Here is a 16,350-nt window from a genome sequence, read left to right as displayed (position 1 = left end):
CATGAACAGCACGCTTATCCAGACAGACCGTTTCGCCCTGAGCGAAACCGAGCGCTCGGCCATCGAGCACGAAATGCATCACTACGAGGACCCGCGCGCGGCGTCCATCGAAGCCCTGAAGATCGTCCAGAAGGAACGTGGCTGGGTGCCGGACGGCGCCATCCACGCCATCGGCGAAGTACTGGGCATCCCGGCCAGCGACGTCGAAGGTGTCGCCACCTTCTACAGCCAGATCTTCCGTCAGCCGGTCGGCCGCCACATCATCCGCGTGTGCGACAGCATGGTCTGCTACATCGGCGGCCATGAATCCGTGGTCAGCCAGATTCAAAGCGAACTGGGCATCGGCCTGGGCCAGACCACCGCCGACGGGCGCTTCACCCTGCTGCCGGTGTGCTGCCTGGGCAACTGCGACAAGGCCCCGGCACTGATGATCGACGACGACACCTTCGGTGACGTGCAGCCGGCTGGCGTTTCCAAACTGCTGGAGGGTTACGTATGACCATTACTTCCTTCGGCCCGGCCAACCGCATCGCGCGCACGGCCGAAACCCACCCGCTGACCTGGCGCCTGCGTGACGACGGCGAGCCGGTCTGGCTTGCCGAGTACGAATCGAAGAACGGCTACGCTGCCGCCCGCAAGGCGCTGGCGCAGATGTCGGCCGACGACATCGTGCAAAGCGTCAAGGACTCCGGCCTCAAGGGCCGCGGTGGTGCAGGCTTCCCCACTGGCGTGAAGTGGGGCCTGATGCCCAAAGACGAATCCATGAACATCCGCTACCTGCTGTGCAACGCGGACGAAATGGAGCCGAACACCTGGAAGGACCGCATGCTGATGGAGCAACAGCCCCATCTGCTGGTCGAGGGCATGCTGATCAGCGCCCGCGCCCTGAAGGCCTACCGTGGCTACATCTTCCTGCGTGGCGAATACACCACCGCAGCGAAAAACCTCAACCGCGCCATCGAGGAAGCCAAGGCCGCCGGCCTGCTGGGCAAGAACATCCTCGGCAGCGGTTTCGATTTCGAGCTGTTCGTGCACACCGGTGCCGGCCGCTACATCTGTGGTGAAGAAACCGCACTGATCAACTCGCTGGAAGGCCGCCGCGCCAACCCGCGCTCCAAGCCGCCCTTCCCTGCCGCCGTTGGCGTGTGGGGCAAGCCGACTTGCGTGAACAACGTCGAAACCCTGTGCAACGTCCCGGCCATCGTCGCCAACGGCAACGACTGGTACAAGTCGCTGGCCCGCGAAGGCAGCGAAGACCACGGCACCAAGCTGATGGGCTTCTCCGGCAAGGTCAAGAACCCGGGCCTGTGGGAACTGCCGTTCGGCGTCACCGCCCGCGAACTGTTCGAAGACTATGCCGGCGGCATGCGCGACGGCTTCAAGCTCAAGTGCTGGCAGCCAGGCGGCGCCGGTACCGGCTTCCTGCTGCCCGAGCACCTCGACGCGCAGATGTACGCCGGCGGCATCGCCAAGGTCGGCACCCGTATGGGTACCGGTCTGGCCATGGCGGTGGACGACAGCATCAACATGGTTTCGCTGCTGCGCAACATGGAAGAGTTCTTCGCCCGCGAGTCGTGCGGCTGGTGCACCCCATGCCGTGACGGCCTGCCGTGGAGCGTGAAGATGCTGCGCGCACTGGAAAAAGGCCAGGGCCGCGCCGAAGACATCGAGACGCTGCTGGGCCTGGTCAACTTCCTCGGCCCTGGCCGTACCTTCTGTGCTCACGCACCAGGTGCCGTCGAGCCGCTGGGCAGTGCCATCAAATACTTCCGCTCGGAATTCGAGGCAGGTGTCGCTCCAGCTGGTGCTGGCGATGCGCTGCGTCCGAACCTGGCGAAGCCGATCGTGGTCGGCGCATAACAAGATGATTAGGCGGGTGGTCCGTACCACTCGCCAGCTTGCCGGCAGGCCCGAGAAATCGTGGCGTGTCGCAAGCTCACCGATTTCCATTAGCCACGCCCGCTCACGCGGGCCAACGAAGAACTTTGAACAATGGCCACTATCCACGTAGACGGCAAAGCGCTCGAAGTCAACGGTGCAGACAACCTGTTACAGGCCTGTCTGTCGCTCGGCCTCGACATCCCTTATTTCTGCTGGCACCCGGCGCTTGGTAGCGTTGGCGCCTGCCGGCAGTGCGCGGTCAAGCAGTACACCGACGAGAACGACACCCGCGGTCGTATCGTCATGTCCTGCATGACCCCTGCCTCCGACGGCACCTGGATCTCCATCGACGATGAAGAGTCCAAGGCGTTCCGCGCCAGCGTCGTCGAATGGCTGATGACCAACCACCCGCACGACTGCCCGGTGTGCGAGGAAGGCGGTCACTGCCACCTGCAGGACATGACGGTAATGACCGGCCACAACGAGCGCCGCTACCGTTTCACCAAGCGTACCCACCAGAACCAGGACCTCGGCCCGTTCATCGCCCATGAGATGAACCGCTGCATCGCCTGCTACCGCTGCGTGCGCTACTACAAGGACTATGCCGGTGGTACCGACCTGGGCGTTTACGGCGCCCACGACAACGTGTACTTCGGCCGCGTCGAAGACGGCGTGCTGGAAAGCGAATTCTCCGGCAACCTGACCGAGGTCTGCCCGACCGGCGTGTTCACCGACAAGACCCACTCCGAGCGCTACAACCGCAAGTGGGACATGCAGTTTGCCCCGAGCATCTGCCACGGCTGCTCCAGCGGCTGCAACATCAGCCCGGGCGAGCGCTACGGCGAACTGCGTCGGGTGGAAAACCGCTTCAACGGTTCGGTCAACCAGTACTTCCTGTGCGACCGTGGCCGCTTCGGCTATGGCTACGTCAACCGCAAGGATCGCCCACGCCAGCCACACCTGGCCGACGGCACCAAGCTGGGCCTGGACGCCGCCCTGGACAAGGCCGCCGACCTGCTGCGCGGCCGTACCATCGTCGGTATCGGCTCGCCACGCGCCAGCCTGGAAAGCAACTACGGCCTGCGTGAGCTGGTCGGTGCCGAGTACTTCTACTCGGGCATGGAAGCCGGTGAACTGGCCCGCGTACGCCTGGCCCTGAACGTGCTGAACAACAGCCCGCTGCCGGTCCCAACCCTGCGCGACATCGAAGACCACGACGCCGTGTTCGTGCTCGGTGAAGACCTGACCCAGACCGCTGCCCGCGTCGCCCTGGCCGTGCGCCAGGCCACCAAGGGCAAGGCCGAGGCCATGGCCGAAGCGATGAAGGTGCAGCCGTGGCTCGACGCCGCCGTGAAGAACATCGGCCAGCACGCGCTGTACCCGCTGTTCATCGCTTCGCTGGCTGAAACCAAGCTGGACGACGTTGCCGAAGAATGCGTGCACGCCGCCCCGGCCGACCTGGCCCGCATCGGTTTCGCCGTGGCCCACGCCATCGACCCGAGCGCCCCTGCCGTAGAAGGCCTGGACGCCGAAGCGAAAGCCCTGGCCCAGCGCATCGCCGACGCCCTGGTCGCAGCCAAGCGCCCACTGGTCGTAGCCGGTACCTCGCTGGCCGACCCGGCGCTGATCGAAGCCGCCGCCAACATCGCCAAGGCGCTGAAGCTGCGCGAGAAGAACGGCTCGCTGAGCCTGGTGGTGCCTGAAGCCAACAGCCTCGGCCTGGCCATGCTCGGTGGCGAGTCGGTCGATGCCGCGCTGGACGCGGTCATCAGCGGCAAGGCCGACGCCATCGTCGTGCTGGAAAACGACCTGTACGCCCGCGTACCGGCCGCCAAGGTCGATGCAGCCCTGGCCGCAGCCAAGGTAGTGATCGTTGCCGACCACTCGAAAACCCCGACTGCCGACCGCGCCCACCTGGTGCTGCCGGCCGCCTCGTTCGCCGAAGGCGACGGTACCCTGGTCAGCCAGGAAGGCCGCGCCCAGCGCTTCTTCCAGGTATTCGACCCGCAATACCTGGACAGCAGCATCCAGATCCACGAAGGCTGGCGCTGGATGCACGCCCTGCGTGCCACCCTGCTGAACAAGCCGGTCGACTGGACCCAGCTGGACCACGTCACCAGCGCCTGCGCCGAAGCCGCCCCGCAACTGGCCGGCATCGTCAACGCCGCGCCAAGCGCCGCGTTCCGCATCAAGGGCATGAAACTGGCCCGTGAGCCGCTGCGCTACTCCGGCCGTACCGCCATGCGCGCCAACATCAGCGTGCACGAACCGCGTACCCCGCAGGACAAGGACACCGCGTTCGCCTTCTCCATGGAAGGCTACTCGGGTTCGGCCGAACCGCGCCAGCAGGTGCCGTTCGCCTGGTCGCCGGGCTGGAACTCGCCGCAAGCCTGGAACAAGTTCCAGGACGAGGTCGGTGGCCACCTGCGTGCCGGTGACCCGGGCGTTCGCCTGATCGAATCGCAAGGCGACCGCCTGCACTGGTTCAACGCCATTCCGGGCGCCTTCAACCCGGCCCGTGGCACCTGGACTGCCGTGCCGTTCTTCCACCTGTTCGGCAGCGAAGAAAGCTCCTCGCGCGCCGCCCCGGTGCAAGAGCGCATCCCGGCAGCCTACGTGGCACTGGCCAAGTCCGAAGCCGACCGCCTGGGCGTCAACGACGGTGCTCTGCTGAGCCTGAACGTTGCCGGTGTGGCCCTGCGCCTGCCGCTGCGTATCAATGAAGAGCTGGGCGCTGGCCTGGTCGCGTTGCCGAAAGGCCTGGCCGGCATTCCGCCTGCCATCTTCGGTGCATCCGTCGAAGGTCTGCAGGAGGCAGCACAATGAGCTGGTTCACCCCCGAAGTGATCGATGTGATCCTGACCGTGCTGCGGGCCATCGTGGTCCTGCTGGCGGTGGTGGTCTGCGGCGCGCTGCTCAGCTTCGTCGAGCGCCGCCTGCTGGGCTGGTGGCAGGACCGTTACGGTCCGAACCGCGTCGGCCCGTTCGGCATGTTCCAGATCGCTGCCGACATGCTGAAGATGTTCTTCAAGGAAGACTGGAACCCGCCCTTCGTCGACCGCGTGATCTTCACCCTGGCACCGGTAGTGGCCATGAGCGCCCTGCTGATCGCCTTCGTGGTCATCCCGATCACCCCGACCTGGGGCGTCGCCGACCTGAACATCGGCCTGCTGTTCTTCTTCGCCATGGCCGGTCTGTCGGTCTACGCGGTGCTGTTCGCCGGCTGGTCGTCGAACAACAAGTACGCCCTGCTGGGCAGCTTGCGTGCCTCGGCACAGACCGTGTCGTACGAAGTGTTCCTGGGCCTGGCGCTGATGGGCGTGGTGGTGCAGGTGGGTTCGTTCAACATGCGCGACATCGTTGAATACCAGGCCCAGAACCTGTGGTTCATCATTCCGCAGTTCTTCGGCTTCTGCACCTTCTTCATCGCTGGCGTCGCCGTGACTCACCGTCACCCGTTCGACCAGCCAGAAGCGGAACAGGAACTGGCCGACGGCTACCACATCGAGTATGCCGGCATGAAATGGGGCATGTTCTTCGTCGGTGAGTACATCGGCATCATCCTCATCTCGGCGCTGCTGGTAACCCTGTTCTTCGGCGGCTGGCACGGCCCGTTCGGCATCCTGCCGCAACTGTCGTTCCTGTGGTTCGCGCTGAAGACCGCGTTCTTCATCATGCTGTTCATCCTGCTGCGCGCCTCGATCCCGCGCCCACGCTATGACCAGGTGATGGACTTCAGCTGGAAGTTCTGCCTGCCGCTGACCCTGATCAATTTGCTGGTGACCGCTGCGATCGTGCTCTACAACACGCCAGCCGTCGCGGCCCAGTGAGGATTTGACCCATGTTCAAGTATATCGGCGACATCGTTAAGGGCACCGGCACCCAGCTGCGCAGCCTGGCAATGGTGTTCTCCCACGGGTTCCGCAAGCGCGACACCCTGCAGTACCCAGAAGAACCCGTGTACCTGCCGCCGCGCTACCGCGGCCGCATCGTCCTCACCCGCGACCCCGATGGCGAGGAGCGCTGCGTAGCGTGCAACCTCTGCGCGGTGGCCTGCCCGGTCGGCTGCATCTCGCTGCAGAAGGCCGAGACCGAGGACGGCCGCTGGTACCCGGAGTTCTTCCGCATCAACTTCTCGCGCTGCATCTTCTGCGGCCTGTGTGAAGAAGCGTGCCCGACCACCGCGATCCAGCTGACTCCGGATTTCGAAATGGCCGAGTTCAAGCGTCAGGACCTGGTGTACGAGAAAGAAGATCTGCTGATCTCCGGCCCCGGCAAGAACCCTGACTACAACTTCTACCGTGTTGCCGGCATGGCAATCGCTGGCAAGCCGAAGGGCTCTGCACAGAACGAAGCCGAGCCGATCAACGTGAAGAGCTTGCTCCCATAAGGACAGAAAGATGGAATTCGCTTTCTACTTCGCATCCGGGATCGCCGTGGTCTCCACCCTTCGGGTGGTGACCGGCACCAACCCCGTGCACGCCTTGCTTTACCTGATCATTTCGCTGATTTCCGTGGCCATGATCTTCTTCGCCCTGGGTGCGCCGTTCGCCGGCGCCCTGGAAGTGATCGCCTACGCCGGCGCCATCATGGTGCTGTTCGTGTTCGTGGTGATGATGCTCAACCTCGGGCCGGCTTCGGTCGCCCAGGAACGGGGCTGGCTCAAGCCCGGTATCTGGGCCGGGCCGGTGATCCTCGCCGCCCTGCTGCTGCTGGAGCTGCTGTACGTGCTGTTCGTCACCCCGAGCGGCGCCGGCATCAGCGGTACCACCGTGGGCCCGAAAGAAGTCGGCATCAGCCTGTTCGGCCCCTACCTGCTGGTGGTCGAACTGGCTTCGATGCTGCTGCTGGCCGCGGCCGTCACCGCCTTCCACCTGGGCCGCAACGAGGCGAAGGAGTAAATCATGGGTGCTATCCCTCTCGAGCATGGTCTGGCAGTCGCCGGCATCCTGTTCTGCTTAGGTCTGGTTGGCCTGATGGTCCGCCGCAACATCCTCTTCGTGCTCATGAGCCTGGAAGTCATGATGAACGCCTCTGCCCTGGCGTTCGTCGTCGCCGGTGCCCGTTGGGTCCAGCCCGACGGCCAGGTGATGTTCATTCTGGTGATCAGCCTGGCAGCCGCCGAGGCCAGTATTGGCCTGGCCATCCTGCTGCAGCTGTATCGCCGCTTCCACACTCTCGACATCGATGCTGCCAGTGAGATGCGCGGATGAACCTTCTCTTCCTGACTTTCGTCTTCCCCCTCGTCGGCTTCCTGCTGCTGTCGTTCTCGCGCGGGCGGTTCTCGGAGAACCTGTCCGCCCTGATCGGCGTCGGCTCGGTAGGCCTTTCGGCCGCCACCGCCGCCTACGTCATCTGGCAATTCAACGTCGCCCCGCCTGAGGGCGGCGCGTACAGCCAGCTGCTGTGGCAGTGGATGTCGGTGGACGGCTTCGCGCCGAACTTCACCCTGTACCTGGACGGCCTGTCGGTCACCATGCTCGGCGTGGTCACCGGTGTCGGCTTCCTGATCCACCTGTTCGCCTCCTGGTACATGCGTGGCGAAGCCGGCTACTCGCGCTTCTTCGCGTACACCAACCTGTTCATCGCCAGCATGCTGTTCCTGGTGCTGGGCGACAACCTGCTGTTCGTCTACTTCGGCTGGGAAGGCGTGGGCCTGTGCTCGTACCTGTTGATCGGTTTCTACTACAGCAACCGCAACAACGGTAACGCGGCACTCAAGGCATTCATCGTCACCCGTATCGGCGACGTGTTCATGGCCATCGGCCTGTTCATCCTGTTCGTCCAGCTGGGTACCCTGAACGTGCAGGAGCTGCTGGTGCTGGCCCCGCAGAAGTTCCAGGCTGGCGACACCTGGATGGTGCTGGCAACCCTGATGCTGCTGGGTGGTGCGGTCGGTAAATCGGCCCAGCTGCCACTGCAGACCTGGCTGGCCGACGCGATGGCCGGCCCTACTCCGGTCTCCGCACTGATCCACGCGGCAACCATGGTGACCGCGGGCGTGTACCTGATCGCCCGTACCAACGGCCTGTTCCTGCTGGCGCCGGACATCCTGCACCTGGTAGGCGTGGTCGGTGGCGTGACCTTGGTACTGGCCGGCTTCGCCGCGCTGGTGCAGACCGACATCAAGCGTATCCTCGCCTACTCGACCATGAGCCAGATCGGCTACATGTTCCTGGCCCTGGGCGTTGGCGCCTGGGACGCGGCGATCTTCCACCTGATGACCCACGCCTTCTTCAAGGCCCTGCTGTTCCTTGCCTCCGGTGCGGTGATCGTTGCCTGCCACCACGAGCAGGACATCTTCAAGATGGGCGGCCTGTGGAAGAAACTGCCGCTGGCCTACGCCAGCTTCGTGGTCGGTGGCGCTGCCCTGGCTGCCCTGCCGATCGTGACCGTGGGCTTCTACTCCAAGGACGAGATCCTCTGGGAAGCCTTCGCCAGCGGCAACACCGGCCTGCTGTACGCCGGCCTGGTCGGTGCGTTCATGACCTCGCTGTACACCTTCCGCCTGATCTTCATCGCCTTCCACGGCGAAGCCAAGACCGAAGCCCACGCTGGCCACGGCATCAGCCACTGGCTGCCGCTGGGCGTGCTGATCGTGCTGTCGACCTTCGTCGGCGCCTGGATCACCCCGCCGCTGGCAGGTGTGCTGCCTGAAAGCGCCGGCCACGCCGGTGGCGAAGCCAAGCACGCGCTGGAGCTCACTTCGGGCGCCATCGCCATCGCCGGTATCCTGCTGTCGGCCCTGCTGTTCCTGGGCAAGCGCCGCTTCGTCAGCGCCGTCGCCAACAGCGGTATCGGTCGTGTCCTGTCGGCCTGGTGGTTCGCCGCCTGGGGCTTCGACTGGATCTACGACAAGCTGTTCGTCAAACCTTACCTGCTGATCAGCCACATCCTGCGCAAGGACCCGGTTGACCGCAGCATCGGCCTGATCCCTCGCCTGGCTCGCGGCGGCCACGTCGCCATGAGCAAGACCGAGACCGGCCAGCTGCGCTGGTACACCGCTTCGATCGCCGTTGGCGCAGTGCTGGTACTCGGCGCTGTGGTAGTGGCCGCGGTATGACCATGAATCTTGCGAACCTTGCGACCCTGCAAAAGGAAACGAACCCGTCATGATTTTGCCTTGGCTGATCCTGATCCCCTTCATCGGCGGCTTCCTGTGCTGGCTGGGTGAGCGCTTCGGCGCCACCCTGCCGCGCTGGATCGCGCTGCTGACCATGTCCCTGCTGCTCGGCATCGGCCTGTGGCTGTGGGGTAACGGCGACTACACCCTGGCCCCCGCTCCGGGCGCCGAGCCTGCCTGGGCCCTGGAATACAAAGTCCAGTGGATCCAGCGCTTCGGCATCAGCATCCACCTGGCCCTCGACGGCCTGTCGCTGCTGATGATCCTGCTCACCGGCCTGCTCGGTGTGCTGTCGGTACTGTGCTCCTGGAAAGAGATCCAGCGTCACGTCGGCTTCTTCCACCTCAACCTGATGTGGATCCTCGGCGGCGTGGTCGGTGTGTTCCTGGCCCTGGACCTGTTCCTGTTCTTCTTCTTCTGGGAAATGATGCTGGTGCCGATGTACTTCCTCATCGCGCTCTGGGGTCACAGCTCGTCGGACGGCAAGAAGACCCGGATCTACGCGGCGACCAAGTTCTTCATCTTCACCCAGGCCAGCGGCCTGATCATGCTGGTGGCGATCCTCGGCCTGGTGCTGGTCAACTACACCAACACCGGCGTGATCACCTTCAACTACAGCGACCTGCTCAAGGCCGAACTGCCAGCCGGTACCGAGTACCTGCTGATGCTGGGCTTCTTCATCGCCTTCGCGGTGAAGCTGCCGGTGGTGCCGTTCCACTCCTGGCTGCCTGACGCTCACGCCCAGGCACCGACCGCAGGCTCCGTGGACCTGGCCGGTATCTTGCTGAAGACTGCGGCCTACGGCCTGCTGCGCTTCGCCCTGCCGCTGTTCCCGAACGCCTCGGCCGAGTTCGCGCCAATCGCCATGACCCTGGGCCTGATCGGTATCTTCTACGGTGCCTTCCTGGCCTTCGCGCAAACCGACATCAAGCGCCTGGTTGCCTTCTCCAGCGTCTCGCACATGGGCTTCGTGCTGATCGGTATCTACTCCGGCAGCCAGCAGGCCCTGCAAGGCGCGGTGATCCAGATGCTGGCCCACGGCCTGTCCGCTGCCGCGCTGTTCATCCTGGCCGGCCAGCTGTACGAGCGCCTGCACACCCGTGACATGCGCCAGATGGGTGGCCTGTGGCACCGCATTGCCTACCTGCCGGCCATCAGCCTGTTCTTCGCCGCCGCCTCCCTGGGCCTGCCCGGTACCGGCAACTTCGTCGGCGAGTTCCTGATCCTGATCGGCAGCTTCGCCAGCGTGCCGTGGATCACCGTGATCGCCACCACTGGCCTGGTGTTCGGTTCGGTGTACTCGCTGATCATGATCCACCGCGCCTACTTCGGCCCGGCCAAGACCGACACCGTGCTGGCCGGCATGGACGGTCGCGAGCTGATCATGGTCCTGGGTCTGGCGGTACTGCTGATCCTGCTGGGCGTGTATCCGCAGCCGTTCCTCGACACCTCTGCCGCCACCATGAGTGGTGTGCAGCAGTGGCTCGGTTCCGCTTTCACTCAACTCGCTTCGGCCCGGTAAGAGCGCTATGGAATTCACCACTCAACACTTCATCGCATTGGCGCCGATGCTGATCACCACCATCACCACGGTGGTGGTGATGCTGGCGATCGCCTGGAAGCGCAACCACTCGCAGACCTTCCTGCTGTCCACCGTGGGCCTCAACCTGGCCCTGCTGTCGATCCTGCCGGCGCTGAAGGTTGCGCCGCTGGCGGTCACCCCGCTGATCACCATCGACAAGTTCGCCTGCCTGTACATGGCGATCATCCTGGTGGCGACGCTGGCTTGCGTCACCCTCGCCCACGCCTACCTCGGCGAAGGCTCCAAGGGCTTCCCGGGCAACCGTGAAGAACTGTACCTGCTGCTGCTGATGTCGGCCCTCGGTGGCCTGGTGCTGGTCAGCGCCAACCACCTGGCCGGCCTGTTCATCGGCCTGGAGCTGCTCTCGGTACCGGTCTACGGCCTGGTGGCGTATGCCTTCTTCAACAAGCGCTCGCTGGAAGCCGGCATCAAGTACATGGTGCTGTCGGCCGCTGGCTCGGCCTTCCTGCTGTTCGGCATGGCCCTGCTGTACGCCGACGCCGGCAGCCTGAGCTTCGACCAGATCGGCAAGGCCCTGGCCGCCACCAGCATGCCAAGCCTGGTGGCCCAGCTGGGCCTGGGCATGATGCTGGTCGGCCTGGCCTTCAAACTGTCGCTGGTACCGTTCCACCTGTGGACCCCGGACGTATACGAAGGCGCCCCGGCACCGGTCGCCGCCTTCCTGGCCACCGCCAGCAAGGTTGCGGTGTTCGCCGTGGTCGTGCGCCTGTTCATGCTCTCCCCTGCTGCCAGCAGCGGCGTGCTGAGCACGGTACTGGCGGTGATTGCCGTAGCCTCGATCCTGATCGGCAACCTGCTGGCACTGACCCAGAGCAACCTCAAGCGCCTGCTCGGTTACTCGTCCATCGCCCACTTCGGTTACCTGGTCATCGCCCTGGTCGCCAGCAAGGGCCTGGCCCTGGAAGCCATGGGCGTGTACCTGGTCACCTACGTGATCACCAGCCTGGGCGCCTTCGGCGTCATCACCCTGATGTCCTCGCCTTACGGCGGCCGTGACGCCGATGCACTGTACGAGTACCGCGGCCTGTTCTGGCGCCGTCCGTACCTGACTGCGGTACTGACCGTGATGATGCTGTCGCTGGCGGGTATCCCGCTCACCGCCGGCTTCATCGGCAAGTTCTATATCATTGCCACTGGCGTCGAGTCGCACCTGTGGTGGCTGGTCGGTGCCCTGGTGATCGGTAGCGCCATCGGTGTCTACTACTACCTGCGCGTCATGGTCACCCTGTACCTGGTCGAGCCGAACCTGCGTCGCCACGACGCCCCGCTGAAGTGGGAACAGCGCACCGGCGGCGTCATGCTGCTGGCCATCGCCATTCTTGCCTTCGTGCTGGGTGTGTACCCGCAACCGCTGCTGGAAATGGTCCAGCAAGCCGGCCTGCAACTGATCGGCTGATCGCGCCCCGGTAAAACAAGACACCCCGCTCATGCGGGGTGTTTTTTTATCTGCGCGCTTTTTATCCGTGAGCATGAAGGCTCATTTACCGGGATTGTCCTGCGCGGCCCCCGGTAGCGCTGCCTTGCGTAAATCACCATTGGCCGAAGGCAGGTACACTTCCGGGTTGGGCATGCCGCTGGGCGAGAGTTCATGGGTCATTTCGAACTCGGCGCGCACCGACCAGCCACATGCCTCGTTGGTGCATTGCAAATAGGCGATCCGCAGGAAAATATGACGCCCTTCACTGGTGCGTATGCGCATCCGGCTGTGGCAATGCGGGCAAACCAGCTTGTATGTACTCACGGCAAGTACCTGCAAACATTGTTCAGGCTTACCTTCTGTGAGAATAGTCGTCCGGTTTTGTCAGTATTGGCTGCATATATAGGTGTATTCTTCAGTTTGATGCTTCTCATTGCAGGAACGCTCCTTAAAACGCAGGGCTGTATTCATAACGAGTAGTTTAAGCCCATGGAATATCATTAAACCAGTCATGGATATTTGTTATGAGTACCCACGTACTTGCTTCGGTGCTGGCCAGGCTGAAGCTTCTGACCGCTACGGAATCCGACGCCGAGCTGTCCAGAGCGCTTTCGATCAGCCCGCAGACATTGAGTAGCTGGAAGGTGCGCGACAGCATTCCTTATTCACTTTGCATAGACATTGCCAGGCAATATGCATGCTCACTGGACTGGCTTCTGTTAGGTGAACCCGAACGACATCGCGCAGGCCTGGACGAAGACGGCTGGGAACAGGACATGCTCGCGCGCCTGCGCACCTTGTCGCTTGCCGATCGCCAGGCCGTTCTCCTGCTGGTCCAGGACAAGCAACGCATCCAGCAACTGGAACGGCAATTGAGCGCACTGACCAGTCGCTCGCCCAATGCCGCCAGCGGCTAACCCCGGCGGCGCCAGCGCTGGATGAGCTCGCGCGGGTCCAGCGTATCCAGCCAGACCATCACCTTGAGGCTGATGGGGATCACCACCACGGCAGCCACGAACGCCGCCATGCCACGGCTCAGCAGGGGCACCAGTGACGAGACCAGCGGCTCGAACAGGTGGCCCACCCCCACGGTCACGAACACCAGCAACAGTTTCTTGCCCAGCGTCAGGCGCCTGGCCTTGTTGGTGATCAAGCGGTCACGCGCCGCGCTCACCAACAAAGCCCCCAGCAGCGCGGCGAACAGTACATTGCCATCCACGCCCAGCAACTCCACCAGCGCCGGGGCCAGGCTGTCGAAAACAGATTCTTCACTCATGGGCAGCCCCTCGGTGTGCGGCGGGCTGGTAGGAGTTCGAGCCCAGGCTATGCATGACCGCGGCTTCGACAAAGCGGATGTAGCACACCCGCAATGCACGCCCCTGGTCATGCCCGGCCACATCCTCGAGGCGCTTGTAGCCCCGTTCTCGCAACACCGCGCGCCAGCGCGCGAACTCGCGTGCCGCATCGATGGCGGCGCAGCGTGCGGCCACCTCCAGCGCAGCCTCACTGACAGGCCGCTGCAGCTTCAGGCGCTCACGCAGCCTGCCCAGGTCCACCCGTGGCCAGAACGGGTCATGGCAGTCGGCAAAACGCGGTAACCGAGGATCGTTGCCCATGCTTCACCCCCTCACTGCTCGGCCAGCATGCCGTAGCGAATGGCCTTGATCACCGCAGCCACCCGCGTGGGCACATCGAACTTGCGCAGGATGTTCGACACATGGAAGTTCACCGTCGATTCCTTGCATTCCAGGATCCGGCCAATCTCCCACGAGCTCTTGCCGTAGGCACACCACAACAGCACTTGCCGTTCACGTGGCGTCAGGCGAACCGGGGCGTCCGCCAGGGGTTGCTGCGAGTGTCGTGCGTTGTCAGTCATGTTTGAACTCCACGGGTGATTGAGCGAGGCATCGCTGCCGGTCTGCAATCACCTTACGAAGCGCAGGTCGCCCTGCTCCATCGCTACGGCTTGTAAAGAACTTTCGTACAAAACCGTCTGACGAAGGTTGCGCGATATTTGTCGACTTTCCTCGTGCTCCAAGCGGCATTTCGCTCGTCTCAACGCCGTTGTCCATTCGCCTTTCGCCTGGAGTCGTACAATGCGTTGCGTTTTGCCCCCACCATCCTGCCTCGGCCTGCTGGCTGCTTTCGCTGCCTACCAGCCCGCCCTGGCGGCACCCTCGGTCGAGTTGGGCCAGGTGCTGATCACCGATGAGGAGCAGAACGACCTGACCGCCGCCAGCGAACGCCTGCACGAAGTGCCTGGCGCCAGCAACCTGGTGGACATGCAGCGTGTAGGGCAAGGCCGGGTTGCCAGCAACCAGGATGTACTTGCCTACCAGCCCGGGGTATTCGCGCAATCGGCGGGCAACGATGGCATCAAGCTGTCGATCCGCGGTTCGGGCATCAACCGCGCACCGGGGGCCCACGGCTCCGGGGTGTACACGATGTTCGACGGCCTGCCCCTGACCGGCCCGGGCGGTACGCCCTACGAGCTGTTCGAACCGCTGTGGCTGAGCCGTGCCGAAGTGCTGCGCGGCGCCAACGGCTTCGACCAGGGGGCCCTCGCCCTTGGCGGTGCAATCAACTACGTCACCCACACCGGCTACGACAGCGCGCCGCTGCAGGTGCGCTACGAAGTCGGCAGCCGCGGCTACCAGCATCGGCACATCAGCTCGGGGCAGGTGCTGGGCAACCTCGACTACTACGTGGCCCTGACCGATTCGGAATATGACGGCTACCAGGCGCACAGCAGCGGCAGCGCCAAGGGGGTTGCCGCCAACGTCGGCTACCGCTTCAACCCGAACCTGGAAACCCGCTTCTACCTGCGCTATCGGGAAACCGAGAACGAGTTGGCCGGGCGCCTGACCAAGGAGCAGATCAAGCACCACCCCCGCGCCGCGAACCCGGCCTACCTGGCCCGCGACGACAGCCGCCCGCAACCGGGCAGTACCTGGGTGGGCAACAAGACCACCTTCTACCTCGACGACGATGCGCGCCTGGAAGCTGGCCTGGTCTACCACGACTACCCGATGGACCTGCGCGAAGGCCCGATGCGCCTGAAGGTGGCCTATACCGATGTGAGCGGCACCTTGAACTACTTCCGCCGCGATACCCTGTTCGGCCACGAGAGCAAGACCACCGTCGGCTGGCGCACCACCAAGCACCTGCCCAACAGCGGTGCTTCGCAGTTCACCCGCAATGGCGACGTGTTCGGTGAGCGCACCCGCGACTTCACCTACCAGGGCTCGGACACCGTGTTGCATGTGGGCAATGACCTGGAGCTGGTACCGAACCTGTGGCTGACCACTGGCCTGGCGATGATCTATACCCGCCGTGAGAGTGATGTCACTTACCACCCTGCCGGGGGCGGCAAAGTGAGCCAGCATGACTGGGACTATGCACCACGCCTGGGGCTGCGCTATGACATCAGCCCGGACCTGCAGGTGTACGGCAACCTGAGCCGCTCGGTCGAACCACCCCATCCCTGGGCCCTGATCTGGAGTGCGCCCACAGCCAACCAACCGATCGAAATGCAAAACCAGACGGCCACCACACTGGAATTGGGCACACGCGGCGAATCGGCATTGGGGCATTGGGACCTGGCGTGGTACTACTCGCAGGTTCGCCATGAATTGCTGGCGGTGGAGATAGTGCAAGGCGCTCCGGCCAAGGAATTCAACGCCAGCGCCACCGTGCACCAAGGCGTGGAAGCCGGCCTCGACAGTACTCTGTGGGAACGTGCCGGTACTGGCAGGCTGAGCCTGCGCCAGGCCTACACCTTCAGTGACTTCCACTACCGCGATGACGACAAGTTCGGCGACAACCGCCTGCCGGGCATCCCGATGCACTACTACCAGGCCGAGCTGCGCTATGACTGGCCGAGCGGTTTCTACGCGGGGGTGAACACGCAGATGGCGTCGAAGGTGCAGGTGGACTACGCCAACAGTTACCACGCCGATGAATATGCCCTGCTCGGCGCACGTCTGGGCTGGGATTCACCGAAGCAGGACTGGCAGACCTGGCTGGACCTGCGCAACCTGACCAACAAGCGTTATGCGGCGACGGTGACACCTGGCTACAACGATGCTGGAAAGGATGAGGCCCGTTCGACGCCGGGCGAAGGCTTTGGCGTGTATGCCGGGGTTTCCTACAGCTTCCGCTAGGCCGCTGGGGCCGCTGTGCGGCCCATCGCCGGCAAGCCAGCTCCCACATCGACCGCATCGTTCTCAAGCCATGTGAATTTCCTGAAGAAGCAAATCTCCAAAGCCAACGCGGTCGGTGTGGGAGCTGGCTTGCCGGCGATGGGCTGCGCAGCAGCCCCTTTGA

General features: G+C 63.9%; 16 protein-coding genes. 12 read left to right on the top strand and 4 right to left on the bottom strand.

What is annotated here, in order from left to right; all coding sequences use genetic code 11:
* Position 1 precedes the first annotated feature (1 nt).
* From nuoE to nuoN, 10 genes are all read left to right on the top strand, one after another.
* Positions 2 to 499 (top strand): NADH-quinone oxidoreductase subunit NuoE, encoded by a 498-nt coding sequence (gene nuoE, locus CAG22_RS13985; RefSeq protein ID WP_003251433.1) that lies wholly within the window; start codon positions 2 to 4, stop codon positions 497 to 499.
* Positions 496 to 1,860 carry an NADH-quinone oxidoreductase subunit NuoF gene (gene nuoF, locus CAG22_RS13980; protein WP_025339923.1) on the top strand — a complete coding sequence of 455 codons (1,365 nt, stop codon included), beginning with the start codon at positions 496 to 498 and terminating at the stop codon, positions 1,858 to 1,860. The genes nuoE and nuoF overlap by 4 nt, the downstream gene beginning before the upstream one ends.
* Positions 1,861 to 1,992: 132 nt before the next feature.
* Complete coding sequence (gene nuoG / locus CAG22_RS13975) at positions 1,993 to 4,707, top strand: NADH-quinone oxidoreductase subunit NuoG (RefSeq protein ID WP_085705624.1); 2,715 nt, start codon at positions 1,993 to 1,995, stop codon at positions 4,705 to 4,707.
* Positions 4,704 to 5,711, top strand: a complete 1,008-nt coding sequence (gene nuoH, locus CAG22_RS13970) for an NADH-quinone oxidoreductase subunit NuoH (protein WP_003251440.1) — start codon at positions 4,704 to 4,706, stop codon at positions 5,709 to 5,711. The genes nuoG and nuoH overlap by 4 nt, the downstream gene beginning before the upstream one ends.
* Positions 5,712 to 5,722: 11 nt before the next feature.
* Positions 5,723 to 6,271, top strand: a complete 549-nt coding sequence (gene nuoI / locus CAG22_RS13965; protein ID WP_003251442.1) for an NADH-quinone oxidoreductase subunit NuoI — start codon at positions 5,723 to 5,725, stop codon at positions 6,269 to 6,271.
* A gap of 10 nt (positions 6,272 to 6,281) precedes the next feature.
* Positions 6,282 to 6,782: an NADH-quinone oxidoreductase subunit J gene (gene nuoJ / locus CAG22_RS13960; RefSeq protein WP_003261007.1), complete on the top strand. Its 501-nt coding sequence runs from the start codon at positions 6,282 to 6,284 to the stop codon at positions 6,780 to 6,782.
* A gap of 3 nt (positions 6,783 to 6,785) precedes the next feature.
* A complete protein-coding gene (nuoK, locus tag CAG22_RS13955) occupies positions 6,786 to 7,094 on the top strand; it encodes an NADH-quinone oxidoreductase subunit NuoK (protein ID WP_003251446.1) in 309 nt (102 codons plus the stop codon).
* Entirely contained in the window at positions 7,091 to 8,944 is a 1,854-nt protein-coding gene (nuoL, locus tag CAG22_RS13950; RefSeq protein WP_085705623.1) for an NADH-quinone oxidoreductase subunit L, read from the top strand. Before nuoK ends, nuoL begins: the two co-directional genes overlap by 4 nt.
* A gap of 49 nt (positions 8,945 to 8,993) precedes the next feature.
* Complete coding sequence (gene nuoM, locus CAG22_RS13945; protein WP_015271056.1) at positions 8,994 to 10,526, top strand: NADH-quinone oxidoreductase subunit M; 1,533 nt, start codon at positions 8,994 to 8,996, stop codon at positions 10,524 to 10,526.
* Between the two features lie 7 nt (positions 10,527 to 10,533).
* The gene (gene nuoN, locus CAG22_RS13940) at positions 10,534 to 12,003 is read left to right on the top strand and encodes an NADH-quinone oxidoreductase subunit NuoN (protein ID WP_025339926.1); all 1,470 of its coding nucleotides are present in this window, start codon (positions 10,534 to 10,536) and stop codon (positions 12,001 to 12,003) included.
* Between the two features lie 81 nt (positions 12,004 to 12,084).
* On the opposite strand, the gene CAG22_RS13935 is transcribed toward nuoN, so the two are convergent.
* A complete protein-coding gene (locus CAG22_RS13935) occupies positions 12,085 to 12,348 on the bottom strand; it encodes an ogr/Delta-like zinc finger family protein (RefSeq protein ID WP_085705622.1) in 264 nt (87 codons plus the stop codon).
* A 200-nt stretch (positions 12,349 to 12,548) separates the two neighbouring features.
* Here CAG22_RS13935 and CAG22_RS13930 point away from each other — a divergent pair, with 200 nt between their 5' ends.
* A complete protein-coding gene (locus CAG22_RS13930) occupies positions 12,549 to 12,941 on the top strand; it encodes a helix-turn-helix domain-containing protein (RefSeq protein WP_085705621.1) in 393 nt (130 codons plus the stop codon).
* Here CAG22_RS13930 and CAG22_RS13925 read toward each other — a convergent pair.
* Genes CAG22_RS13925 through CAG22_RS13915 form a run of 3 tightly spaced genes read right to left on the bottom strand, consistent with a single transcriptional unit; the run spans position 12,938 to position 13,900 of the window.
* Positions 12,938 to 13,300: a hypothetical protein gene (locus CAG22_RS13925; RefSeq protein WP_085705620.1), complete on the bottom strand. Its 363-nt coding sequence runs from the start codon at positions 13,298 to 13,300 to the stop codon at positions 12,938 to 12,940. The two genes, CAG22_RS13930 and CAG22_RS13925, sit on opposite strands and share 4 nt — an antisense overlap.
* On the bottom strand, positions 13,293 to 13,640 hold the full coding sequence (locus tag CAG22_RS13920; RefSeq protein ID WP_085705619.1) for a head completion/stabilization protein: 348 nt from the start codon (positions 13,638 to 13,640) through the stop codon (positions 13,293 to 13,295). The genes CAG22_RS13925 and CAG22_RS13920 overlap by 8 nt, the downstream gene beginning before the upstream one ends.
* Positions 13,641 to 13,651: 11 nt before the next feature.
* Entirely contained in the window at positions 13,652 to 13,900 is a 249-nt protein-coding gene (locus CAG22_RS13915; RefSeq protein WP_075045814.1) for a helix-turn-helix domain-containing protein, read from the bottom strand.
* Positions 13,901 to 14,120: 220 nt separating this feature from the next.
* Here CAG22_RS13915 and CAG22_RS13910 point away from each other — a divergent pair, with 220 nt between their 5' ends.
* On the top strand, positions 14,121 to 16,187 hold the full coding sequence (locus CAG22_RS13910) for a TonB-dependent receptor domain-containing protein (RefSeq protein WP_085590414.1): 2,067 nt from the start codon (positions 14,121 to 14,123) through the stop codon (positions 16,185 to 16,187).
* Positions 16,188 to 16,350: the final 163 nt, after the last annotated feature.

This window comes from Pseudomonas sp. B8(2017) (assembly GCF_002113575.1).
GTDB classification, from domain to species: domain Bacteria; phylum Pseudomonadota; class Gammaproteobacteria; order Pseudomonadales; family Pseudomonadaceae; genus Aquipseudomonas; species Aquipseudomonas putida_Z.
Note: the sequence above shows the minus strand (reverse complement) of the source record. Positions and strands in the feature narration are given on the sequence as shown.